Source organism: Xylophilus rhododendri (assembly GCF_009906855.1).
GTDB classification, from domain to species: domain Bacteria; phylum Pseudomonadota; class Gammaproteobacteria; order Burkholderiales; family Burkholderiaceae_C; genus Xylophilus; species Xylophilus rhododendri.
In genome coordinates this window covers 585,649-609,206 of the sequence record NZ_CP047650.1, presented here as the reverse complement: position 1 = coordinate 609,206, position 23,558 = coordinate 585,649, and the positions used below count along the sequence as shown (strand labels likewise).

22 protein-coding genes and 1 tRNA gene are annotated in these 23,558 nt (G+C 62.9%); 12 read left to right on the top strand and 11 right to left on the bottom strand.

Translation table 11 applies throughout. From position 1 onward, the window contains the following. Positions 1–29: 29 nt before the first annotated feature. Entirely contained in the window at positions 30–521 is a 492-nt protein-coding gene (locus tag GT347_RS27900; protein ID WP_326830380.1) for a MarR family winged helix-turn-helix transcriptional regulator, read from the top strand. Further along, positions 518–1,948 (top strand): MFS transporter, encoded by a 1,431-nt coding sequence (locus GT347_RS02825; RefSeq protein ID WP_160550530.1) that lies wholly within the window; start codon positions 518–520, stop codon positions 1,946–1,948. The genes GT347_RS27900 and GT347_RS02825 overlap by 4 nt, the downstream gene beginning before the upstream one ends. Positions 1,949–1,952: 4 nt before the next feature. Here GT347_RS02825 and serB read toward each other — a convergent pair whose 3' ends face one another. Together serB and mfd are read right to left on the bottom strand one after the other, a co-directional pair. Continuing rightward, complete coding sequence (gene serB, locus GT347_RS02820) at positions 1,953–2,660, bottom strand: phosphoserine phosphatase SerB (protein WP_160550529.1); 708 nt, start codon at positions 2,658–2,660, stop codon at positions 1,953–1,955. 20 nt (positions 2,661–2,680) lie between these two features. Then, positions 2,681–6,139, bottom strand: coding sequence for a transcription-repair coupling factor (mfd, locus tag GT347_RS02815; protein ID WP_160550528.1), 3,459 nt, complete (start codon positions 6,137–6,139; stop codon positions 2,681–2,683). A 171-nt stretch (positions 6,140–6,310) separates the two neighbouring features. Here mfd and ispD point away from each other — a divergent pair, with 171 nt between their 5' ends. Continuing rightward, positions 6,311–7,021 (top strand): 2-C-methyl-D-erythritol 4-phosphate cytidylyltransferase, encoded by a 711-nt coding sequence (gene ispD, locus GT347_RS02810; RefSeq protein ID WP_160550527.1) that lies wholly within the window; start codon positions 6,311–6,313, stop codon positions 7,019–7,021. Between the two features lie 5 nt (positions 7,022–7,026). Next, on the top strand, positions 7,027–7,497 hold the full coding sequence (ispF, locus tag GT347_RS02805; protein ID WP_195812417.1) for a 2-C-methyl-D-erythritol 2,4-cyclodiphosphate synthase: 471 nt from the start codon (positions 7,027–7,029) through the stop codon (positions 7,495–7,497). On the opposite strand, the gene GT347_RS02800 is transcribed toward ispF, so the two are convergent. Both GT347_RS02800 and ompR read right to left on the bottom strand, forming a co-directional pair. Next, positions 7,486–9,003 carry a sensor histidine kinase gene (locus tag GT347_RS02800; protein ID WP_160550525.1) on the bottom strand — a complete coding sequence of 506 codons (1,518 nt, stop codon included), beginning with the start codon at positions 9,001–9,003 and terminating at the stop codon, positions 7,486–7,488. The two genes, ispF and GT347_RS02800, sit on opposite strands and share 12 nt — an antisense overlap. Before the next feature lie 55 nt (positions 9,004–9,058). Beyond that, positions 9,059–9,793 (bottom strand): osmolarity response regulator transcription factor OmpR, encoded by a 735-nt coding sequence (gene ompR / locus GT347_RS02795; protein ID WP_160550524.1) that lies wholly within the window; start codon positions 9,791–9,793, stop codon positions 9,059–9,061. A 174-nt stretch (positions 9,794–9,967) separates the two neighbouring features. Between ompR and GT347_RS02790 the strand changes: the two genes are divergently transcribed. Next, entirely contained in the window at positions 9,968–10,687 is a 720-nt protein-coding gene (locus GT347_RS02790) for an SIMPL domain-containing protein (protein ID WP_160550523.1), read from the top strand. Between the two features lie 12 nt (positions 10,688–10,699). On the opposite strand, the gene GT347_RS02785 is transcribed toward GT347_RS02790, so the two are convergent. After that, on the bottom strand, positions 10,700–11,482 hold the full coding sequence (locus GT347_RS02785) for a 3-hydroxybutyrate dehydrogenase (RefSeq protein WP_160550522.1): 783 nt from the start codon (positions 11,480–11,482) through the stop codon (positions 10,700–10,702). 127 nt (positions 11,483–11,609) lie between these two features. Between GT347_RS02785 and GT347_RS02780 the strand changes: the two genes are divergently transcribed. The 3 genes from GT347_RS02780 to GT347_RS02770 all read left to right on the top strand — a co-directional run bounded on the left by GT347_RS02780 (position 11,610) and on the right by GT347_RS02770 (position 14,918). Next, positions 11,610–12,551: an alpha/beta fold hydrolase gene (locus GT347_RS02780; RefSeq protein ID WP_160550521.1), complete on the top strand. Its 942-nt coding sequence runs from the start codon at positions 11,610–11,612 to the stop codon at positions 12,549–12,551. After that, on the top strand, positions 12,548–14,764 hold the full coding sequence (locus tag GT347_RS02775; RefSeq protein ID WP_160550520.1) for a RelA/SpoT family protein: 2,217 nt from the start codon (positions 12,548–12,550) through the stop codon (positions 14,762–14,764). Before GT347_RS02780 ends, GT347_RS02775 begins: the two co-directional genes overlap by 4 nt. A 77-nt stretch (positions 14,765–14,841) precedes the next feature. Beyond that, positions 14,842–14,918 (top strand) — tRNA-Val (locus tag GT347_RS02770). A gap of 324 nt (positions 14,919–15,242) precedes the next feature. Here GT347_RS02770 and GT347_RS02765 read toward each other — a convergent pair. From GT347_RS02765 to GT347_RS02755, 3 genes are all read right to left on the bottom strand, one after another. Continuing rightward, positions 15,243–16,385 (bottom strand): acyltransferase family protein, encoded by a 1,143-nt coding sequence (locus GT347_RS02765; RefSeq protein WP_229722642.1) that lies wholly within the window; start codon positions 16,383–16,385, stop codon positions 15,243–15,245. A gap of 178 nt (positions 16,386–16,563) precedes the next feature. Continuing rightward, a complete protein-coding gene (locus tag GT347_RS02760; RefSeq protein WP_160550518.1) occupies positions 16,564–16,776 on the bottom strand; it encodes a hypothetical protein in 213 nt (70 codons plus the stop codon). A gap of 408 nt (positions 16,777–17,184) precedes the next feature. After that, entirely contained in the window at positions 17,185–17,346 is a 162-nt protein-coding gene (locus GT347_RS02755; RefSeq protein WP_160550517.1) for a hypothetical protein, read from the bottom strand. Positions 17,347–17,590: 244 nt separating this feature from the next. Between GT347_RS02755 and GT347_RS28010 the strand changes: the two genes are divergently transcribed. Beyond that, a complete protein-coding gene (locus GT347_RS28010) occupies positions 17,591–17,767 on the top strand; it encodes a hypothetical protein (protein ID WP_407704132.1) in 177 nt (58 codons plus the stop codon). Further along, on the top strand, positions 17,761–17,988 hold the full coding sequence (locus tag GT347_RS27270) for a hypothetical protein (protein WP_195812395.1): 228 nt from the start codon (positions 17,761–17,763) through the stop codon (positions 17,986–17,988). Before GT347_RS28010 ends, GT347_RS27270 begins: the two co-directional genes overlap by 7 nt. 505 nt (positions 17,989–18,493) lie before the next feature. Here the strand turns inward: GT347_RS27270 and GT347_RS02745 are convergent. Next, complete coding sequence (locus tag GT347_RS02745) at positions 18,494–19,942, bottom strand: O-antigen ligase family protein (RefSeq protein WP_160550516.1); 1,449 nt, start codon at positions 19,940–19,942, stop codon at positions 18,494–18,496. An 800-nt stretch (positions 19,943–20,742) separates the two neighbouring features. On the opposite strand from GT347_RS02745, the gene GT347_RS02740 reads away from it, so the two are divergent. Next, positions 20,743–21,741, top strand: a complete 999-nt coding sequence (locus tag GT347_RS02740; RefSeq protein ID WP_160550515.1) for an acyltransferase family protein — start codon at positions 20,743–20,745, stop codon at positions 21,739–21,741. A gap of 875 nt (positions 21,742–22,616) precedes the next feature. Further along, complete coding sequence (locus tag GT347_RS02735; protein WP_160550514.1) at positions 22,617–22,916, top strand: hypothetical protein; 300 nt, start codon at positions 22,617–22,619, stop codon at positions 22,914–22,916. Positions 22,917–22,931: 15 nt separating this feature from the next. Here the strand turns inward: GT347_RS02735 and GT347_RS02730 are convergent, their stop codons facing one another. Further along, a complete protein-coding gene (locus tag GT347_RS02730) occupies positions 22,932–23,231 on the bottom strand; it encodes a hypothetical protein (RefSeq protein WP_160550513.1) in 300 nt (99 codons plus the stop codon). A gap of 20 nt (positions 23,232–23,251) precedes the next feature. After that, the gene (locus GT347_RS02725; protein ID WP_160550512.1) at positions 23,252–23,461 is read right to left on the bottom strand and encodes a hypothetical protein; all 210 of its coding nucleotides are present in this window, start codon (positions 23,459–23,461) and stop codon (positions 23,252–23,254) included. Between the last annotated feature and the right edge of the window lie 97 nt (positions 23,462–23,558).

Sequence of the window (23,558 nt, the reverse complement as noted above, 5' to 3'; positions counted from 1 at the left end):
TTCATTTGAAATCATATCGGAGTGTTTGAATGACGGGCCCTTCTCGCCTGGATCGCCTGCTGGCCGGCCGCCCGCCGGAGATCGCGGATGCCATCGCCGCCTCGCGCCTGGTGTTCCGCGTCGGCCATCTGCTGGAAGCCAAGGTGGACGCGGCGCTCGCGCCCTTCGGGATTTCGATGCGCGAATATCTGGCGCTGGTGCTGATCAACGACGACGCGGTCGAGCCGCTGCGGCCCTCGGACCTGGGCACCACGCTGGATGCGAGCCGGGTGCAGGTCACCCGCCTGCTCGACGGCCTGGAGGGCAAGGGCCTGGCGCAGCGCTCGCCGGCCAAGGCGGACCGCCGCGCCCTGCAATTGGCGCTGACCGCCGTCGGCGGCCGGCTGCTGAAGAAGGCCGCGCCGGTGGTGCATGCGGCCTACCTGGAAGGCTGGAGTTCGGTGGGCACCGAAGCCACGCGCGCTGCACTGGCGATCCTGCGGCCGGTGCATGCGGCCCTGCTGGGCCAGGACCCGGCATGAGCGCGGCCCTGTCCTGGCACCGCGACAAACAACGCCTGCTGATGCTGCTCCTGGGCCTGCTGGTCGGCCTGGAGTTCCTGGAGAACGGCATGTTCGTCTTCGCCGCCAGCTACATCGTGGGCGGGGTGCATGCGGCGCCGCGCGAGTTCGCCCAGGCGCAGGCGGCCTACGCCATCGGCAGCATGGTGATGATCGTGCTGCAGCAGTGGCTGTCGCGGCACTTCGGCTACCGGCGCTACCTGACGGTGTCGCTGGCGATCTTCCTGGCGGGGGCGTTGGCCTCGGCAGCGTCGCAGGACATCCTGCAGCTGTCGGCCGCGCGGCTGGTGCAGGGCTTCGGCGGGGGCGCGCTGTTCACCAGTTCGCGGGTGCTGATCCCGATGCTGTTCGGGGCCAAGGAGCGCGGGCTGGCGGTCAAGCACTACATGCTGATCCTGTTCGGCATGAGCGCCTGCGCGCCGCTGATGGCGGCCGGCTTCGTCGAGGGTTGGGGCTGGCGCTGGATCTTCCTGGCGATCCTGCCGCTGGGCGCCCTGGCCATGGCCGGCTGCTGGCGCCTGCTGCCGGACGGCGCGGGCCGCGGCGGCGAACCGGTGCGCTGGGCCGTCACGCCCCTGCTGATGGTGGCAGTGGCGCTCACGCTGCTGCAGCTGGGACTGTCCCTGGCGCCCTATGACGTGTTCGCCCGGCCCGCCCCGCTGGCGGCGATGGCGGTGGCGGGCGCTGCGCTGCTGCTGGCCTTCCTGTGGCAACAGTGGCGCCACCACGAGCCGCTGCTGCGCCTGCGCGAGCTACGCAACCCGGTCTATGGCATGGGGCTGCTGCTGTATTTCCTGCACTACCTGCTGTCGAACGCCAGCAACTACCTGTTCCCCATCTTCGCGGAGCATGGCCTGGGTTTTCCGCTGGCCGCCGTGGGCTGGATGGCGAGCTTCTCGGCGCTGGTGAGCCTGGCCGTCGCCTATGGCTACATCAAGCTGGCGGCGAAGATGCCGAACAAGAAGCCCATGATGACCGCCGGCGCGGCTGCGCTGGCCGTGGCGGCCTTGATGTTCGCCTTGCTGCCGTCCGATGCCTCCGCCTGGGCGCTGCTGCCCGGCCTGATCGCCAAGGGCATGTTCGGCGTGATGCTGGTGCTGCCGGTGGCGGGCCTGACCTTCCGCAGCCTGAGCGACGAGGCCTTCGCCCACGGCTACCAGAGCAAGAACCTGATGCGCCAGCTGGCCGGCTCCTTCTCGGGCGCCATGGCCGCGATCGCGCTGGAGAACCGCCAGATCGCCCATGGCGCGCCGGCCGCGATGGACGGGGCCCTGTCCGTGGCCGCGCAGCAGACGCTGCTGCACTCCTGCCAGCAGCTCTACGGCGTGCTGGCGCTGCTGGCCCTGGCCGCTGCGGCGGTGGTGCTCCTGCAGCGGCAGCTGAAGTAGCGGCTCAGGCCAGCACTTCGAGCAGTCGGTCGAGCCCGCCTTCCTCGATCGACACCTTGGCCTGCTCGCGCACCTTGGGCTTGGCGTGATAGGCGACGGAGAGCCCGGCCTCGCCCATCATCGGCAGGTCGTTGGCGCCGTCTCCCACGGCGATCGCTTGCTGCGGCGAGATGCCCATCAGCGAAGCCACCTCGATCAGCGTGCGGCGTTTTTCCGCGCCGTCGCAGATGGCGCCCCAGCTCTGCTCCACGATGCGGCCGGTGAGTTTGCCGCCGCGCTCATCCAGCAGGTTGGAGCGGGCGAAGTCGATGCCGAGCCGGTCCTTCACCCGGTTGGCGAAGAAAGTGAAACCGCCCGAGACCAGCAGCACCTTCATGCCGGCGGCCTTGCAGGCGGCGACCAGGATGTCGGCGCCGGGGTTGAGCTGCAGGCGCTGGTCATAGACCTGCTGCAGCGCCTCGACCGGCACGCCTTCGAGCAGGGCCACACGCCGCCGCAGGCTCTCGCGGAAATCGGCGATCTCGCCACGCATGGTGGCCTCGGTGATCGCGGCCACCTCGGCCTTCTTGCCGACGGCGTCGGCGATCTCATCGATGCATTCGATGTTGATCAGCGTCGAATCCATGTCGAAGGCGATCAGCTTGAAATCGGCCAGGGGCAGGGGGGCCTGGATGCCGCGCAGCACCAGGCCGGGCAGGGGAGTCGTGCTCATGTCGTCGGAGAAAAAAAGAGTCAGGCGGGGGTTTTGGCGGAGGTGTCGGCCAGCGGCTGGCCGAGGCTGCGAAGCACGTCCCGGACCATCTGGGCGCGGTCCTTGGGGTCGGGCAATTCGCGTTCGATGCGCAGCTTCTCGTTGCCCACCAGCTTGACCTTCCGGTTCTTCTGGATGAGTTCGATGATGCGCATCGGATCGATCGGCGGGTTGGGCTTGAAAGTGATGTTGGTCACGCCCGGCGCGGCATCGACCTTGGCCACGCCGTAGGGCTTGGCCAGCACCCGCAGGCGGTGCACGTCGATCAGGGTCTGGGCCTGCGGCGGCAGCTTGCCGAAGCGGTCGACGATCTCTTCCAGCAGACGGTCGATCTGGTCGGCGTTCTTCGCGGTGGCCAGCTTCTTGTAGAAGGACAGGCGCAGGTGCACATCGCCGCAGTAGTCCTCGGGCAGCAGGGCGGGGGCGTGCAGGTTGATCTCGGTGGTGGCCGAGAGCGGGGCGAGCAGGTCGGGCTCCTTGCCGTCCTTGAGCGAGCGCACCGCCTCGGACAGCATCTCGTTGTAGAGCTGGAAACCGATCTCCATCATGTTGCCGCTCTGGTTCTCGCCCAGCACTTCGCCGGTGCCGCGGATCTCCAGGTCGTGCATGGCCAGGTAGAAGCCGGAACCGAGTTCTTCCATCTGCTGGATGGCTTCGAGCCGCTGCTGGGCCTGCTTGGTCAGGCCCTCGATGTCCGGCACCATCAGGTAGGCATAGGCCTGGTGGTGGCTGCGGCCCACCCGGCCGCGCAGCTGGTGCAGCTGGGCCAGGCCGAACTTGTCGGCGCGGCTCATCACGATGGTGTTGGCGGTAGGCACGTCGATGCCGGTCTCGATGATGGTGGAGCACAGCAGGAGGTTGTAGCGCTGGGCGACGAAGTCGCGCATCACCTTCTCCAGCTCGCGCTCGGGCATCTGGCCGTGGGCCACGGCGATGCGGGCCTCGGGCAGGATCTCCTCGAGTTTCTGGCGGCGGTTCTCGATGGTCTCGACCTCGTTGTGCAGGAAGTAGACCTGGCCGCCGCGCTTCAGCTCGCGCAGCACGGCCTCGCGGATCACGCCGTTGCTCTCGCTGCGCACGAAGGTCTTGATGGCCAGACGGCGCTGCGGCGCGGTGGCGATCACGCTCAGGTCGCGCAGGCCTTCCAGCGCCATGCCGAGCGTGCGGGGGATAGGCGTGGCCGTCAGCGTGAGCACGTCGACTTCGGAGCGCAGGGCCTTCATCTGCTCCTTGTGGCGCACGCCGAAGCGGTGCTCCTCGTCGATGATCAGCAGGCCGAGGTTCTTGAACTTCACCGATTCGCTGAGCAGCTTGTGGGTGCCGACGACGATGTCGACCTGGCCGTCCTCCAGGCCTTTGGCGGCGCCCGCGATCTCCTTGGCGGAGCGGAAGCGGCTCATCTCGGCGATCTTCACCGGCCACTTGGAGAAGCGGTCCACCAGGGTCTGGTAGTGCTGCTCGGCCAGCAGGGTGGTGGGCGCCAGCAGGGCGACCTGCTTGCCGCCGGTGACGGCGATGAAGGCGGCGCGCAGGGCGACTTCCGTCTTGCCGAAACCCACGTCGCCGCAGACCAGGCGGTCCATGGGGCGGGGCGAAATCATGTCCTGCACCACGGCGTGGATGGCGGCGCGCTGGTCCGGGGTTTCGTCGAAGCCGAAGTCGTTGGAGAAGATCTCGTAGTCGGCGGCCGAGAAACGGAAGGCATGGCCCTGGCGCAGCGCGCGGCGGGCGTAGATGTTGAGCAGCTCGGCGGCCGAGTCGCGCACCTGTTCGGCGGCTTTGCGTTTGGCCTTGTCCCACTGGGCGCTGCCCAGCTTGTGCAGCGGCGCCTCGTCGGCCGACACACCGGTGTAGCGGCCGACCTGGTGCAGCTGCGACACCGGCACGTACAGCGCGGCCTTGTCGGCATATTCCAGGTGCAGGAATTCGCTGTCGCCCTGGCCCAGGTCGAGGTTGACCAGGCCCAGGTAGCGGCCGATGCCGTGCTGCACATGCACGATGGGGTCGCCCACCTTGAGTTCGGCCAGGTCCTTGATGAGGGACTCGACGTCGCTGACCTGCTCCTGCCGGCGACGGCGCCGGGTGGTGGGGCCGGCGGCGAAAAGTTCGGTCTCGGTGATGAAGTCGATCGCCTCGCCGGTCCAGACGAAGCCGGCGGCCAGCGGGGCGGTGGCGATGCCGATCTTCTCGTCGCCCGCGGCCTGGAAGGCCTCCAGGCTGTCGAAGGCCGGCGGCTGCACGCCGCTGGCGCGCAGGAAGTCGAGCAGGCTCTCGCGCCGGCCGTCGCTCTCGGCCAGCACCAGCTGGCGGTGGGCGCTGGTCTTGGCGTGGGCCTTGAAGCGGGCGAGCGGGTCTTCGGCGCCGCGCACAACCGACAGCTCGGGCAGGCGCTCGAAACGTTCGTCGGCATGGCTGGCATCGGACGAACGCAGCGCCAGCTGGGCATGGGCATTGGCCCGCGTGTAGAACTGGTCGGCGCTCAGGAAGAGGGCATCGGGCGGCAGCACCGGGCGTTCGCTGTCGCCGTGCACCAGGCGGTAGCGGTCGCGGGTGTCCTGCCAGAAGCGCTGGAAGGCGGGTTCGATGTCGCCGTGCAGCACCACGGTGGCGTCGGCGCCCAGGTAGTCGAAGACGGTGGCGGTCTCGTCGAAGAACAGCGGCAGGTAGTACTCGATGCCGGCGGTGGCCACGCCCGCGCCCATGTCCTTGTAGATGCGGCTGCGGGTGGGGTCGCCTTCGAGCATTTCGCGCCAGCGGCTGCGAAAACGCGCGCGGGCATCGTCGTCCATCGGGAACTCGCGGCCGGGCAGCAGGCGCACTTCGGGCACGGGGTAGAGGCTGCGCTGGGTGTCGGGATCGAAGGTGCGGATCGAGTCGATCTCGTCGTCGAACAGGTCCACGCGGTAGGGCACGGCCGAGCCCATGGGGTAGAGGTCGATCAGGCCGCCGCGCACCGCGTATTCGCCGGGGCTGACCACCTGCGTCACGTTGCTGTAGCCGGCCAGGGTGAGCTGGGCGCGCAGCCGGGCTTCGTCGAGTTTCTGCTTGACCTTGAAATGGAAGGTGTAGCCGGCCAGGAAGGCGGGCGGCGCCACGCGGTAGAGCGCGGTGGTGGCCGGCACCAGCACCACGTCGGCCTCGCCCTGGGAGATGCGCCAGAGGGCGGCCAGGCGCTCGCTGATCAGGTCCTGGTGGGGCGAGAAGGTGTCGTAGGGCAGGGTCTCCCAGTCGGGGAACAGGGCGCAGCGCAGGGTGGGCGCGAAGAAGGCGATCTCTTCGAGCAGGCGCTGGGCGTCGTTGGCATCCGAGGTGACGATGGCGGTGCGCCGCCCGGCGGCGGCTTCGCGCAGGCCGAGCCGGCCCAGCAGCAGCGCGTCGGCCGAGCCCGGCGGGCGCGGCAGCGTGAAGCGTTTTCCGGGAACGAGGCGGGGCAGATCCATAAGTCGGGGCAAGCTCAAAATGCACGCGGCAAATACGAACACCCCCCGGCGCAGGGACGGGGGGTGGCAACAGGGACTGCGGTCGATTCTAGAATGCGACGCTTTGCCCGCTGTGACATCTGGCAGCGCGGCGTCCTTTTCCAAGCCCCCAGCCCCCCGAGTCTCGTCCGCATGCCCGATTCCTCGATTTCCCCGCCGCGCCTCTGGGCGCTCGTGCCCTGCGCTGGCCATGGCTCGCGTGCCGGCGGGGACGAACCCAAGCAGTACCAGCCGATCGCCGGCCGGCCGATGGTGATGCACACCCTGGCCGCGCTGGCCGGCGTGACGCGCCTGGCCGGCGGCTTGCTGGTGGTGGCGCCGGGCGACAAGTTCTTCGAGCATCAGGCGCTGGAAGACCGCCGCTTCGCCGTGGTGGCCTGCGGTGGCGCCACCCGCGCCCTGACGGTGGCCCATGGCCTGACAGCCTTGGCCGAGCGCGGCGCCGCCGCCGACGACTGGGTACTGGTGCACGACGCCGCCCGCTGCCTGGTCACGCCCGGCCGCATCGACGCGCTGATCGACGCCTGCCTGGACGACGCCGTCGGCGGCCTGCTGGCCCAGCCCCTGGCCGACACGCTGAAGGCCGCCCATGGCGATCGCGCCCACACCACGCTGGACCGCCGCGACCGCTGGCTGGCGCAGACGCCGCAGATGTTCCGCCTGGGCATGCTGGCCGATGCCCTGCGTGCCGCCGGCTCCGGCGTGACCGACGAGGCCAGCGCCATCGAGGCCCTGGGCCTGCAGCCGCGGCTGGTGCCCGGCGGCGCACAGAATTTCAAGGTGACATGGCCGGAGGATTTCCTCCTGGCCGCAGCGGTCCTGGCCGCGAGGGAAATCGGATGAATCAGATGCGTGTGGGCGAGGGCTGGGATGTGCATGCCCTGGTCGAGGGGCGGCGACTGATCCTGGGCGGCGTCGAGGTACCCTATATCAAGGGCCTGCTCGGCCATTCGGATGCCGACGTGCTGCTGCATGCGATCACCGATGCGCTGCTGGGCGCGGCGGGCCTGGGCGATATCGGCACGCTGTTCCCCGATACCGACGCGAAGTTCAAGGGCGCGGATTCCGCCGTGCTGCTGGCCGAGGCCATGCGCCGCGTGACGGAACTGGGCTGGCGGCTCGGCAATGTGGACTGCACCGTGATCGCCCAGGCGCCCAAGCTGGCGCCCTACAAGGCGGCGATCCGTGCCCGCATCGCCGAGGTGCTGGGCCTGGAAACGGACGCCGTGAACGTGAAGGCCAAGACGGCCGAAAAGCTGGGCCCGGTCGGCGAGGGCCTCAGCATGGAGGCCCGCGCCGTCGTGCTGCTACTTCGGTAGCGAGGGCCGGGGCAGCACGCGCCGCGCCACGACCGAAGGGCGCCAGGAGCGTTTTTCGCCATTGGCCGCGGCGGGCGGTTTCTCGCTGCCGTCCTGCGCAGGGGCGCGGGTGAGTTCCAGCCGTGCCAGGAAACCGCCGGTGCGGGCGTTCGACACCTGGAAGCTGCCGCCCATGCGGCGCAGGGTCTTGTCCACGATGGACAGGCCGAGTCCCGCGCCGGTTGCGGAAGTGCGCGCCGTATCGCCCCGGAAGAAGGGCTTGGTCAGGTGGACCAGGGACTCCGGCGGCACCCCCACGCCATGGTCGCGCACGGTGACCACCACATTGCCGCTGTCGCGGCCGGTGGTGGGCACGTAGGCGCCGATGTCCACCTCGGCCACGTCCAGCCCGGGCGACTTGCCGTAGCGGCGGGCGTTCTCGATCAGGTTCGACACCACCCGGGCCAGCTCGGTGCCGTCGGCCATCACCCGCAGGCCGTCGGGGATGTCGACCTGGATCTTCAACTCGTCATGGTCTTCCACCGCATAGACGCAGGAGGCCACCACATCGCTCAGCAGCAGCGGATGCAGGTTCACATGATCGGGCCGGGCGTAGTCCAGGAACTTGTCGATGATGGCGTCGAGCTGGGCCATGTCGGCCACCATGTGGTCGCGCGCGTCGTCGTCGGCCACGCTCATCTCGGTTTCCAGGCGCAGGCGGGCCAGGGGCGTGCGCAGGTCGTGGGAGATGCCGGCCAGCATCACGGCGCGGTCCTGTTCCAGCTCCGCCAGGCGGCGCGCCATGCGGTTGAAGCCGACGTTGACCTCGCGGATCTCGGTGGTGAGGGCCTGCTCGTCGAGTTCGCTGGCGGCGAAATCGCCTTCGCGCACCCGGTTGGCCGCCCTGGAGAGTTGCTTCAACGGCCGGTTGATCAGCCGCGTGATGGCGGCCGCGCCGGCCAGCGACAGCACGGCGGCCGTCACCAGCCACACCAGCCAGATCGTGCCGCTGGACGGACTGAAGCGCGCCTGGTCGAGCAGCAGCCAGTTGGAGTCGCCATTGATGACGAAACCCACCCACAGGCCCTTCTCGCCGTTGACGCTCTGCGCCACCACCGTGCCCTGGCCGAGGCGCTCGACCAGCTCGTCGGTCATGCGCCCGCCGAAACGGTCGCCCACCATCGGCTCGAATCGGTCGCCCGGCTCGCGCGGCAGGATACGCACGCCTTCCTGGTCGGCCATGGTCTTGATCAGCGAGACCCGCGCGATCGCATCCGCGTGGATGAGCGCCGCCCGGCTCAGGTTGACCAGCGAGGCGATCTGCTGCGCGGTGTGCAGTGCACGCGGCTCGTACTCCAGCGACAGCAGGGTGTGCAGCCACGCCATGATGCTGCCGACCAGCAGGATGGCCAGCAGGAAGAAGGTGCGCCAGAAGAGGTTGAGCCCCACCCGCTTGGGCCGTACTTCTACGGCTTCTTCGGCTTCTACGGGGCTCAGCGTGCTGGGTGGGGAGGGCGCGGCGCTCATGGTGTCTGAAGGGCCGCTGGCCGGCGAGGCGAAGGGATGAGGGCTGTCGGCCGCGTCAATTGGTGCCGTCCGGCACGAAGACATAACCCACGCCCCAGACCGTCTGGATGTAGCGCGGCGCGGCGGCATCGACCTCGACCAGCTTGCGCAGGCGCGAGATCTGCACGTCCAGGCTGCGGTCGAAGGGCTCGAACTCGCGGCCGCGTGCCAGCAACGCCAGCTTTTCGCGCGACAGCGGCTGGCGCGGATGGCGCACCAGGGCCTTCAGCATGGCGAATTCGCCGGTGGTCAGGGGCAGTTCGTCGCCGCTCTTCTGCAGGGCGCGGGTGCCCAGGTCGAAGGTGAAGGGGCCGAAATTGACCACTTCGTTCTCGCCGGACGGCGCGCCCGGTGCTTCCGGCGGCGGGCGGCGGCGCAGCACGGCGTGGATGCGGGCCAGCAGTTCGCGCGGATTGAAGGGCTTGCCCAGATAGTCGTCGGAGCCCACTTCCAGGCCGACGATGCGGTCCACGTCCTCGCCCTTGGCGGTGAGCATGATGATGGGGGTGCGGTCGTTGGCGGCGCGCAGGCGGCGGCAGATGGAAAGGCCGTCTTCGCCCGGCATCATCAGGTCCAGCACGATCAGGTCGACCGTGTCGCGCAGCAGGATGCGGTTGAGGGCCTTGCCGTCTTCGGCGACCATCACTTCGAAGCCCTCCTGCGTCAGATAGCGGCGCAGCAGGTCACGGATTCGGGCATCGTCGTCGACCACCAGGATCTTGTCGGTACGTGCGGCTACGGGTTGCGTCATGGAGGTCTCGTTATTTGTAACAGCCGCATTGTGTGGGCGGCGGACAGCTGGTTTTGCCGCGTTTTGTCAATTGTTACAAGTCTTGCCTCGGCCTGCGGAGTGTTCGCGCACGCCTGCCGCTATGGTTCCGCCTGTTCTGAAAACCGAACTTCATCCCAACACAATCAGGAGCTTATGCGCGCTATCTCAACTCTTTTGCCGGTCGTCCCCGCCCTGGTCCTGGCCCTGGGCGCCGCCACCGTGCAGGCCCAGGGCGTGCCGGCGCCGCAGCCGCAGAACGTGGTCCAGCTGTCGGTCGACGGCCAGGTCGAGGTGGCGCAAGACATGCTGAGCATGGTGCTGTCGACCACCAAGGAGGGCGCCGACCCGGCCGTGGTGCAGGCCCAGCTGAAGACCGCGCTGGACGCGGCCCTGACCGAGGCGAAGAAGAACGCGTCGCCCGGCCAGCTCGATGTGCGCACCGGCAGTTTCGGCCTCTACCCGCGCTATTCCAAGGAAGGCAAGATCGCCAGCTGGCAGGGCACGGCGGAACTGGTGCTGGAGGGTCGCGACTTCCCGCGCATCACCACGGCGGCGGGCCGCATCTCCAGCCTGACGCTGGCCCGCACCGGCTTCTTCCTGAGCCGCGAACAGCGCGCCAAGGTGGAAGGCGATGCCCAGTCGCAGGCCATCGAGCGCTTCAAGGCCAAGGCCACGGATCTCAGCCGCAGCTTCGGCTTCCAGGGCTACACCCTGCGTGAGGTGGCGGTGAACACCAGCGATTCCTCGCCCATGCCGCGTCCGCGCATGATGGCCATGGAGGCCAAGGCCGCATCGGCGGATGCGCCGGTGCCGGTGGAAGCCGGCAAGAGCACGGTCACGGTGAACGTGTCCGGCTCTGTGCAGATGAAGTAAGCAGGGAACGGCCTACTGCGCCGTCCAGCCGCCATCCACCTGCCAGGCCACGCCGCGCACATTGTTGGCGGCGGGCGAGCACAGGAAGACGGCCAGCTCGCCCAGTTCCTCGGGCGTGGTGAACTGCAGCGAAGGCTGCTTTTCCCCCAGCAGCTCGCGCTTGGCCTCATCGGCCGACTTGCCGTCCTTGGCGGCCCGCTCGTCGATCTGCTTCTGCACCAGCGGCGTCAGCACCCAGCCCGGGCAGATCGCATTGACGGTGACCCCCGTCGTGGCGTTCTCCAGCGCCGCCACCTTGGTGAAGCCCACGATGCCGTGCTTGGCCGCCACATAGGCCGACTTCTGCATCGAGGCCACCAGCCCGTGGGTGCTGGCGATGTTGATGATGCGGCCCCAGTTCGCCGCCTGCATGGCCGGCAGCGCCAGCCGGGTGGTGTGGAAGGCGCTGGTGAGGTTGATGGCGATGATGGCGTCCCACTTCTCGGCGGGAAAGTCCTCGATCTTCGCCACATGCTGGATGCCGGCGTTGTTGACCAGGATGTCCACCTGGCCGCTGCCCTTGGCGGCGAAGGCCATCATGTCGGCGATCTGATCCGGCTTGGACATGTCCGCGCCATGGTGGCTGACGCTGATGCCGAAGGCCTTGCCCGCTTCGGCGACCAGCCGCTTGGGCTCCTCCACATCGCCGAAACCGTTGAGCACCAGGTTCGCGCCCTGGCGCGCCAGCGCCTGCGCGACCCCGAGTCCGATACCGCTGGTGGAGCCTGTGACGAGCGCCGTCTTGCCTCTGAGCATGGATGTTCCTTCGGATCATTTAGGATGGGTCGCGGGCATTATTGCCGTCTTCCCGGCGGCTTGCATTTGCACTGTCCAACACGCATTTCAGCCTCTTTCGCCCATGCCCACGTCCACCACGTCCTCCATGACTTCCCAGCCCGTCCTGCGTTTCGTCGACTGCCCCGGCGCCCCCGGTGCACCCCGCGGCGAGCAGCCCGCGGGCGCGGGCCACCGCATGGCCTACTGGGAATGGAACGAGACCGGCGATGCCCACCATCCCCACGTGGTGCTGTGCGTGCACGGACTCACCCGCCAGGGCCGGGATTTCGACGAGCTCGCCCGCCGGCTGGCCGGCCGTGCACGGGTGATCTGCCCCGACGTGGTCGGCCGCGGCCACAGCGACTGGCTGCAGGACCCGGCCGGCTACGGCGTTCCCCTGTACGCCTTCGACATGCTCGGCCTTCTGACGGCCCTGCACGCTGAAGCACCCATCGCCACGCTGGACTGGGTGGGCACCAGCATGGGCGGCCTGATCGGCATCGCGCTGTGCGGCCAGACCGGCCTGCCGCTGCCCGCGCCGGTGCGCAAGCTGGTGCTCAACGACGTGGGCCCGGTGCTGGAATGGCCCGCGCTGGAGCGCATCGGCCAGTACCTCGGCCGGCCGCTGCGGTTCGCCACGGTGGAGGAGGGCGCCGCCGCGCTCTGGCTGCTCTCCAGCAGCTTCGGTCCCCACAGCCCCGAGGCCTGGCATGCCCTGTCCGAACCCATGCTGCGGCCGGCGCCCGAAGGCGGGTTCGGCCTGCACTACGACCCCGCCATCGCCCAGGCCTTCAAGGCCATGACACCCGAGAGCGCGGCGCAATCCGAAGCCCAGCTGTGGAGCCTGTACGACGCCATCCAGGCCGACACCCTGGTGCTGCGCGGCGCGGATTCCGACCTGCTCACGGTCGCCAGCGTTGTCGCCATGGCCGGCCGCGGGCCGAAGGCGAGTGCGATCGAATTCGCCGGCGTGGGCCATGCGCCCACGCTGGTCGATGAGGCGCAATCGCGTGTCGTCGCCGATTTCCTCTTCGGGCCGGCCGGATGAAGACCATCGTCTCCGCGGCCGGCATCGCGCTGCTGGCCGAGGCGGTGCCCGAAGTCGTCATCGCCACCGCCAACGCACTGCCCGAACAGGCCCAGGCCCTGGCCCGCGCGCGCGGCTTCGCCGAGCCGCTGATCGGCTGCGAGCTGATGGAGTCCGGCCAGAACACGCTGGCGCATGCCGATGCCGTCTCCGAGATGCTGCAGCGCATCGGAGGCTCCGACGCCATGCGCGCCGCCAATTACCTGGTGCATGCCTGCGACCACCTGGCGCGGCCGCAGGAGGCGATCTCCAAGGCCTTCGGCCCCGAATACGCCGCCCTGGCCGTGGAAACCAACCGGCTGATCCACGTCCAGCGCCAGGCCCGCGACAGCGGTCCCGCCCAACTGCACGACGACGCCGCGGTGCAGACCGAGAACGTGCGCAAGATGCTGCTGGCCTTCTCGCGCGACCTGCGGGTGGTGCTGCTGCGCCTGGCCTCGCGGCTGGAGACCCTGCGCTACGCGGCGGCCTCCAAGCAGCCGGTATCGCCCAGCCTGGCGCACGAGTCGCTGCATGTCTTCGCGCCCCTGGCCAACCGCCTGGGCATCTGGCAGATCAAGTGGGAGATGGAAGACCTGGCCTTCCGTTTCCTGGAGCCCGACACCTACCGCGACATCGCCCGCCGGCTCGACGAGAAACGGGTGGAGCGCGAACTCTCCATGGCCCAGCTGCGCGCTGTGCTGGAGGCCGACCTGCGCGCCCGCGGCATCGCCGCCACCGTGCAGGGCCGGCCCAAACACATCTACAGCATCGTGCGCAAGATGCGCGGCAAGTCGCTCGACTTCGACCAGGTCTTCGACCTGCGCGCGCTGCGGGTGATCGTGCCCACCGTGGCCGACTGCTACGCCGCGCTCAGCTGGGTGCACGAACACTTCCAGCCGATCGCCGAGGAATACGACGACTACATCGCCCGGCCCAAGCCCAACGGCTACCAGTCGCTGCACACCGTGGTGCGCAACACGGCCAGCCAGCCGATCGAGATCCAGCTGCGCACCCAGGCCATGCACGACCATGCCGAGCACGGCGTGGCCGCCCACTGGGCCTACAAGGAGGCCGGCAGCAAGGGATATGCCGGCGTATCGGCCAGCAGCCAGTACGACGCCAAGATCGCCGTGCTGCGCCAGCTGCTGGCCTGGGAGCGCGACCTCTCCGGCGTGCACCAGGGCCACGGCCTGTTCGAGGACCGCATCTATGTGCTGACCCCGGACGCCGCCGTCATCGAACTGCCCCAGGGCGCCACGCCGGTCGATTTCGCCTATGCGGTGCACACCACGGTCGGCCACCGCTGCCGCGGCGCCCGGGTGGACGGCGCCATGGTCTCGCTCAACACGCCGCTGCAGAACGGTCAGACGGTGGAGATCGCCACCACCAAGGAGGGCGGCCCCTCGCGCGACTGGCTCAATGCCGAACTGGGCTACCTGACCAGTCCGCGCGCCCGGGCCAAGGTGCGCGCCTGGTTCAACGCCCAGGCCAACCACGAGAACATCGCCCGCGGCCGCGAATCGGTGGAAAAGCTGTTGCAGCGCGAAGGCCGCACCGCCCTGAAGCTGGAAGACCTGGCCAGCCAGCTCGGCTTCAAATCGGCGGACGCCTTGTTCGAGGTGGTCGGCAAGGACGAATATTCGCTGCGCAACATCGAGATCCTGCTCAAGCCGCCGGAGGCCCTGCCCACCGAGGACGAATTGGTGGTGCTGCGCAAGGCCCGCAGCAGCGATCAGGCGCCCAAGGGCGGCGTGCTGGTGGTGGGCCTGGATTCGCTGATGACGCAGATGGCCAAGTGCTGCAAACCCGCGCCGCCGGATGCGATCCGCGGCTTCGTCACTCGCGGCAAGGGCGTCAGCGTGCACCGTGCCAGCTGCAGCAACTTCCGCGAAATGGCCAGCAAGGCGCCCGAACGGGTGATCGAAGTGGAATGGGGGCAGCCCAAGACGGGCGCCGCCACCGTCTACCCGGTGGACGTGCGCATCGAGGCAGCGGACCGGCAAGGCCTGCTGCGCGACATCTCCGACGTGTTCGCGCGCGAGAAGACCAATGTGATCGGCGTGCAGACCCAGTCGGTCAAGGGCTCGGCCTGGATGACCTTCACGGTGGAAGTGGGCGACTCGGCCCGCCTGGCGCATGTGCTGTCGGTGGTGAACGCGGTGGCCGGCGTGCGCTCAGCCCGGCGGCGATAGGGATGCTCGGCGTAATTTTTGACACTGCTTGATAAGTTGGATTTTTACGTGCTAGAATCGTGGTCTCGACGACATACAGGCGCGTAGCTCAGCTGGTTAGAGCACCACCTTGACATGGTGGGGGTCGTTGGTTCGAGTCCAATCGCGCCTACCAACTAACCATTGGTAGTAAAAGCCTTCCAGGTATTTGATCTGGAAGGCTTTTTTTATTTCCCGCGCAGGTTCCGCGCGACTACCGTTTCAGGGCTAGGGGAGATTCTGGAGGGGGATTTCCGCGGCCTGCGCGTCTGCCCGGTCCAGCACCTCCTCCGTCTTCGCCCTCTCGCGACCACAGTCTGCGCCGTCGATCCAATTCGCATATACCCGAAACAGCATCGATCGTGCGAGCCAACCCGCTCGCCATGTTGAGCGATCGCTCTTGGGAAACCATTAACACGTATCGCGAGTTGGCTGGAAAGTTTGGCTATCTGCAAATGAATTAAGCAGTTTGACGAGCAAAGATTAGTTTCAGGCGACTGGCAAAATTTTCAGTAAAGCCTACTATCTGTTTTTTTCTGTCTAGTATTGGCTTTTCTACGCACCACCACGAAAAATAGGCGTACATTAGACCGAGAATAATGGCGAATGGTGCGTTAATGTACCAGTGTCGATAACCAGGAAAAAGATGCGTATAGGTCTGCTGAATTGGGAATGCAAAAAGATAGAGGCCGTAGGAATAATCGCCGCGTAATAAAAAAGATTTCTTTGGCGGATGCGTCATTCCTAAATACACGACCATATAAGCGGCGAAAATCGCTGCAACAGATGCAGTTTGATATTGAAGCGTCGAAACAACCATCCCTAGGAGCATGGCAGCAGCGATTGGAATAGTGAGCTTAATTCGGTCTGAATATAAGTTGATGCACAATCCACATAAAAAAGCCGCTACAAGGGCGCGCGCTGGCCCGCCAATCATGGTCTTTTGCACGGTATAGGTATCAAATGCAATATACGTATTAACTGCAATAAACGCCACAGTGATTGCAACTACAAAAGCGCGGCGCTTCAGAATTCCTATTAACCATAAGCCTAGAAGTGCGAGGTAACATTCGAGTTCATAGGGCACGGTCCATAACGATATGTTTACCTCTTGGGCTGGCGTATCGACAAAAACTCCAGGCAATCTAAAATGGATGTGGCCATAAATATTTTGGAAATATTTAAAAAACTCGGGTGCTGAAAAATAGGCGCGCCAAGGCAGTTCGGTAAGCAATGGACCTAGGATTAACGCCGATAGCAACACCTCCACCGCCAAAGCGGGCACCAGCCGCATCGCCCGCAGTGTCATAAAGGCTGTGGCGGTCGGCCGTCGTTTAAGACTCCCGGCCACTAAGAACCCGCTCAACGCGAAGAACATCAAAAGAATTGGCGCGGTAATAGCGCGGTGCCAACCAAGCCAACTCGTGACATCCGCATATGCGGGGCCATAACTTGAGCGCAGGCTGTGTTGGACCACTACCGCCGCCGCCAGGATGAGTCTCAGGTAGTCAAATCCGTGTGTGAAGCCACCAACTGACCGATATCGCTGGTCGATTGTCTCTGGCGCCACGCTCTTAAAAAACCAGCCAATTTTTTTTTCCATGAAGCTCCCAATGCCGTAGCGTTTTCTTGTGTGCGATGGTATCGGGACTTGGAGCTGCGGCATACCCTTGATTCGGACTGGCTCACCGGTCGCCAGTTAAAGGAATGTGAGCGCACGCGTCATTTCGGTCGGCTCGTCTAGAGTGCTTTGCCGCGATAAGACCCACGCGCTTGAGCGGCTAGCAGCCCATACAGAGCAGGTCCCACCTCCATCCGATACTGCCGCTGCATCGCCCGGATAGGCGCCAGCGAATTTCTCCTAACCCTGCAGCGCGATCGAAACCTGTAGATGTAGCCCTGATCGCAGCTTCGGCGGCTGCGCCGATCTTGTCCAGCGTCCGGCCCTGCATCTCGGCCATCGCCGCACCGATGGCGACGAAGACATCGTCCATGCTGCGCTTTAAAGGTTTCATTCTGAAAGGGGTCCTGACCGATCAGTTTCAAGTCAGAAACCGCCCCCTATGCTGATTTTTTAAGCAAAGAAGCTGGCTTGGAACATTCGTCCGAGGTGCTGGGTTGGTCGAAAAAGGTACTCGCGGAGGCTGACGACGGAAAACATGAGTGGGTCACTGCCCTCTATTGCTGCCGCTCAACCGTAGAGGCCGCCACGTTGGAAAGCCTTCGCATGCCGACGCATCTCAAACGAGGCACAGAAGTCCTGGTGCGTCACACCGCTGGCGTATATGGCGCTGAGAACGGGCGCATGCTCGTGTTCTCGATTGGAAGACTAGGGACCCCTTCGAAGCGCTCAACGTGGACAGCTCGTATTGATGAAGAGGCGCAGCGGCGCGATGTTGGCGTCAAAAGGGCACCGGGCATTCGAGCCCCTCCACTGAGCCGGCGCCGCCGTAGACGATCTCCCCAGCGCTGACCACGCGCACGGTCGTCGCCCGTCCAGTCATCTCGAAGCGATAGGCCGAAGGCTCCAGCGGCAGGTTGTTCTCGGGCGGGTAAGTGGCCATGATGCTCACGTACGTGGTCGCTGGCAGATCCGGTGCGCGCAGCAGGTTGGGGTAGAAACGCCTTCCCGCGAGCTGTTGTGGTCGGCGCTCGAGAGCAGGCGGAAATTTTTCCCGGCTACGTCGGCCCCTTCATCTGCCGACCGGCTGATCGACTAAGGCGACGACGCGGTGCCGCCGCTTGAGGTGCTGGCCGGCAACTTCGGACTGCTGCCGCCCTGGGCGACGAGACGAGAGCCTCGCCAAGGTGACGTACAACGCCCGCTACGAGACGGTGGCCAAGAAGGCGGCGCTCACGGAGGCGTGGAAGAGCGAGCAGCACTGCGTCATCCCTGCTCAGCCCAACTACGAGCCGGAAAGGCGCAGCGGCAAGGTAGTGCCCACTCTGCCAACGGTCAGTGGGCCTGCAGCTTCACCATGCTGACGCTCAACGCCGAAATGCGCCCGATCTTCAAGGAGCTGCACCGGAGGCGGCCGCAGGAACTGCAGGACAAGCGCATGGTGGCAATCCTGCCGCGCGGGCTTTATGCTGCTTGGTTGATGCGGCCGACGCCAGCGGCATGGAATTTATGCGGCAGCTCTCAGAGGCTCGACTGTTGTCGGAGCCGCAGCCAAAGTAGGGTGGCTGGGAAGATTGTTTGGTGAGATTGCCGGAGTTCCAATGGGTAATCCGGGGAACATTCAGCGACGCTACGCTGTAAAGCGTTGGTCCTCAAAGCGGGGTAAAATGGGTCGAGTTTAATCGCGCCTACCAACTAACCATTGCTAGTAAACGCATTACAGGTGTTTAATCTGAAAGGCTTTTTCACTCCCCTGAAATTGCCGTCTTGGCGTTTCAAGACTCGTGAGGCTCTGGCGATTTGGACACTTGCGTGCCGCCCTTGCCCCGAAACTCCTTCCCATTTTTGTATTCTCATGGCCACAGTCGGCCTGGTGGATCCACTTCGGCTAAGCCCAAAGGGTATCCGGCCATTTAGGCAAGTGGCCGTGATATCCGGTGCATTCAAGCCATGGTTTATATGAAAATCAAAACCGTCAAAGCTACCATCGCCCGAAGGTATTGCAAATCCAGCGTTGTGCCAAAGGATGGCGGAGGCTGATGGCAATTACACGGAGGGTACTAGAGGTAGCCACCACGCTGCAGACAGATCTACGCGGTCTTGTTGAAAATCTGATTGGGCATCGACACTGTTCGGAATTTCCTTGTGTTGACGACCTGCGCTTTCGTAAAGCAAGCCGCCAGTGCGGCTATCAAAACGTAGCTGGCTGTTTCGGTAATGCCGATTCCAGCCGGCGAAATAGCAACCTCTGTGATCGACCTCACGAGAATAAGCAAGCTTACAACCAAAGTTAGTCCAGAGCTTTGTGAGGCATATCGAAACCCAAAGAAAAGCAAAGAGAACAAGTAAATCGAAAAACCTATGCAGCCAACGATTCCCGTGCGGCCAAGGGCGTCGATGAACTGATTGTGCCCGGAGGTGGCGTTAGACATATGAATTTGTGTGCGGTAATCAAAATCGAATAAATTTAATCCATAACCGAATATCGGCGACGCGTGCCATTCGCGAAGCGCGATTTCCCAAATAAGATCTCGGCCAGTGCCCGTTAAGATCTGAGCGCCCTGTTTCGTTTGCAGGAAGTCCTGAAGACGATCTGCGCCGTTGCCGAAAAGAAAATATGCTGCAACAATGCAGGAAACCCCGATCATTCCTGCGGGCACAATAAAATAAAGGACGTTCAACCGCCCAATTCCTCTCGCAGTCAACTTCGGCAAGCCATTTTGATAATATTTAAGAATTGGTGCGCCAACTAAAAACGCCATCCAGACCGTCTTCGATTGCGCCAAAAAAAGCGTAAGCAAGCAGATGGCCCACGCTGATCTGTTGATCCATTTGGTTTTAAGCGGCTCAGTAATCAGGCACCAAAGCGCGATACTTGCGGTTAATCCCAATGTAATGGCGTGCGGAGCAAGGCCTGAGAATCGGGGTAAACCTGGAACGTAACCTTGAGCATATTGGCGATCAAGCACCTTGTCCGGCATTATAAATATCAGAACCAATCCGGCGGCGCAATACAGAATAATAGCATTCCTGGACGACTTGATTGTTTCGTGTGCACCTTCTCTCGAAAGGCATAGTAATCCAAAAATGAGGGCGGGCCCATAAACCCATTGAAGCTCGGGCGCAACTTGGTGGGAGGCGAAATAAGCCGCTATTGGAACATTTGTAACCCAGAACAAGCAGAATGCAAGAAAAAGAAGGGCTCTTGGGGCATCTATTTTAGGTCTTGTTGCGAAGTAACGCACGACCTGATCGGCGACCGCAATTAGCGTGAAAATCGAGTTGAGACGAATTGCCCATACAGCTGCGGCGGCGGATGAGTTGACCAGCGCTTCATTTGTTCCCCCATCAACTGAGAAAGTTCGTGAGGATAATAAAACCATTAATCCGCTGCTAAACAAAGCTGGATAGAAAAAATAAGGGAGCAAACCCTCTTTTAGATTTCGCGAAAATTGAATGCCGATTATTCCGGTGAAAATAACGCCGAATGCTGCTAGAGCGGCTAGCAGCCCTAATACAGCCCAAATGATGATTTCCATTTAAACTCCAGATTATTCCATTTAAGGATTGTCGACTCTATCTTGCGAAAACGCATCAAAGCCAGCAACTAGAAAAATACACCGACGCTCGGGCTGTTTAGAAATCAACATCTTAGAGTGCGCAGTAAGCGCTTTCATCGATCTAATCGGGTTATGGCCGTCCATGGCACCAAGCGCGGGCTCGCGCGGTACCATGCCCCACCAACAACGTTGAAAACTTACGCTCACTGCCACCGGTTCTCGCTTGCCACGAGCCCTCCCACGCGGGGGAATCACTCAGCAAAGCTGTTCATGATAACCGTTTGATCAACCGGTGCAAAGACTATAGCCAATGTTTGGTCGGCATTCATCGCGCCTAGGGCGAGAGAGTAGCCGAGCGCAACCTTGGTTAGTTTCAGATCGATGCAACAGCAATTACGCAAATGTAAACTCGATAGTGAGCGCTGGCTGTTGTTTCGCGCAACCCCTATCAAGCAAACTTTACTGAATTGTTTTTTTGGCAATAAGATGCGGTGACCTGAGGCTGCAGTCGTGCACCTTGCATGAATCTACAAATCGGCTTTTAATTTTAGCGAAACGGTCTCATGTGGGATCATCCGCTTGCTGGTTCCGGGATGAGAGTGGTCCTTGAATCATTTATATTGAGTTTGGAATTGTGAAACACTTCACCTTCTAACATCCACTCTTATAAACCCTGCCCAGTTGCCTGATTTTATATGTTAATTCATTCTCGATCTGCGCAAAACAACAAAGACGCAAAGCTATATGGGTTGCAGTCACTTCGGTTTCTTGCGGCACTCATGGTGGTCGTGATGCATACAACTGGTGCTTTGGCGGCGCGGGGCGTTGGTTTTGAGTACGGCTTTGGTTCTTTCGGCGTAGATATATTTTTCGTTATTAGTGGGTTTGTCATGGCAATAACCACGGCCTCGGCTGATAAGAGCAAAACACAGCTCGCAGCTGCGGCGAAATTCCTATGGCATAGGTTCAGGCGGATCGTGCCAATTTATTGGTTTTTTTTGACTTTAAAAATCGTCCTTGTTATTTTTTTTCCTATTTTGGTTTCGCGAACGACGCTGAATTTTTTTCATATTGTGTCATCGTATTTATTCTTTCCGACCATGAGTCCGTGGGGGCTGATCGAACCGGTTTTGCCTGTCGGCTGGTCATTGAACTTTGAGATGTTGTTTTATGTCGTCTTTGCTGTCGCTATATTGTTGGCTTTGCCCCCGGTACTGCTAAGTTCAGCAGTTTTTTTTGCCATTATCATTGCCGCTGATTTTTTTCCCTCAGTGCATCTGCTTAGATTTTTTTCGCAAAATATCGTATTTGAATTCATTCTGGGCATATTGGTTGCTCGGTTGTGGCAGCGTGGTTGGCGGTTATCCCCTTTCTTTGGGATTTTGGCGCTAATACCTGCATTGGCCGCGTTGGCTGGCCTACTTTCTTGGGAGGGGCGCGACCGTCTGCTTACATATGGTGTGGCCGCAGCAATGTTGGTTTTTTCTACGGTCAGCTTTGAGGGGAAAATTAGGCAATTTAGATGGTTGGGAGTGATGAAGCGCTTGGGTGATTCATCATATTCTCTATACCTTTCTCATGCGTTTACTGTTCCATTGATTGTCGTGCTTTCGTATCGTGTGCTTCCTTTTTATTTGACGGTATTAATTGCTGCTGGCGTATCGAGCCTCGTTGGGTACGCAACTTATGTTGTTGTAGAGGTTCGGCTTATAAAAATGCTTGGAGGGCGTGTGGCTGGTTATGAGCATTTCGGACTTGGGGCAACAAGAGACAAGTGACCGGATGGACGCTAAGCCATATATTTTCACGCGTTAATGAAGAGACACCCGGCTTGATGCCGCTATGCGCTGCGCTCTTTAATTCTGATAAATTGTCTTGCGACTATTTTGATATCAATGCGCTGTTAAGTTGGTTTTTCGGATTGAGTTCTAATCGGTGTTCTTCACCATTTGTTTTGAGGTGCAGGCATGCTTAATGATTTTGAGTGGGTGGTGGGGATAAGGCGTGAAATTTGCTTCGATAATGCAAGATTGCTGTTTTTAAATTTCTGGTTCCTGCGGCGTGTCAATATCCTTGTAAAAAGTATCTCCCGTATTTAATAGGGGTCCTTGTGATTCATTTTTGGCTGTTTCATGGTTTCTGACGAGTGGCTACGAGGCAATTAGATAGCCTCATTCGAAGTACTTGCGCAGACGGAAACGGTATCTACATCGGGCTTCCATCCCAACCGCGGTGCCAGATGGATTTGGATTGGTCCGGTGAAAGGAGTGCGAAATGGCAACTTTTAACGCGCTTGCGTACTGGGATCTGCAGTTGTGGCTACTCGTCCGGGCGCGCTTGAGCTGACCTCTACACATTCGACGCGCTTGTGCAGCGTCTACTGCGATACGCAGATCAAGGTCTCAAGTGATTGACGAGGACCTGCGGCAGCAGTACCAAGGTATCGTTCTGCTTTACTCGCTGCGCATTTATTGTTCTTGGGTAGATTGAACGATGTCGCGAGTGCCCTTGTTCGAGGGAAAGTCCTCAAAACTTGATGCGCTTGGCTTGAGCCGGAGCTTTCGGCGGCGGTGACACTGGTCGGCCGAGTCCATGCAAAGCGTGAGCGACTCCCCTGACACCTGATCACTGGCAAAGGCCCCTGGAACGGTCCTTGCTGGCTGAGAACGTTGCCGAGGCCCGCCGTCCACTCGCGCAGAACTTGGAGCCCGCCATCATGGAATTCGCCAATTCGGAAGCCTTCTGGGAAGACTTGCCCAATCAATGGCGGCTTGCCAATGAAAAGGCGCGCTCCGGCCGGGCTGCGATCACCGCCGCACTGGTCGAGCTGGCGGCCGGCAGGGGGCCGGGCCCGACGGCCGAGCAGCTGGAAAACTGCCGGCGCGTCGAAAGAATGGCCGACACCCTGGGCGAGGAACTGGCCATGTGGGTCGAGCGCTCGTTCTCCCGCTAGGAGTCCGGGTGTGCTTCAGCGTGCATTCGCCGGGCGGCTGCCGGGCGTCATGTTTACATACGGAACGATGGGTGCGATCGGCACCGGCGGTGCCGACTGGTCGATGACGGCGGGTCCACGCCTGGGCACATCGTTGGTGCTGTAGGTCTTGCCGGTGACCGAGGGCGGCGCGTCCACGGCGGCCCGCAGGCATTCCTGGCGCTGGGCTTCGATCTTCATGGCCCGGCAGGTCTCCACCGTCAGCGGCATGATCGCCTGCGCATTCGCGGCCAGGAACATGAGGGTGCAAAGGCAAAGACGGGTGGTGAGTCGCATGGTCGGGTTCCTGTGGGAAGCTAGACGCCGTCTGCGCGCATGCAGGCCTTGCCGGCGTCGGTCAGGCGGATCTCCGCGCCGGGGCTGTCGTGGTTCACCGCCTCGTCGGTGCCGGGGCGTACCGCTTCGACGAAACCGCGGCCAATGAAGTATTCCAGGTACTCGGCCGGTATCGCCTTGCCGTGCGATACGTCGCTGAGCGCTGCATGGGTCTGGGCTTTCGGGAACATCGCGACTCCTTGGGAAGCCTGCCGATTCTGACCGGATGGCGTGTTTGCGGCGGCAGGCGGTTTGCCCGGCCCCTTGTCATCTACCCCGAAAATTTCC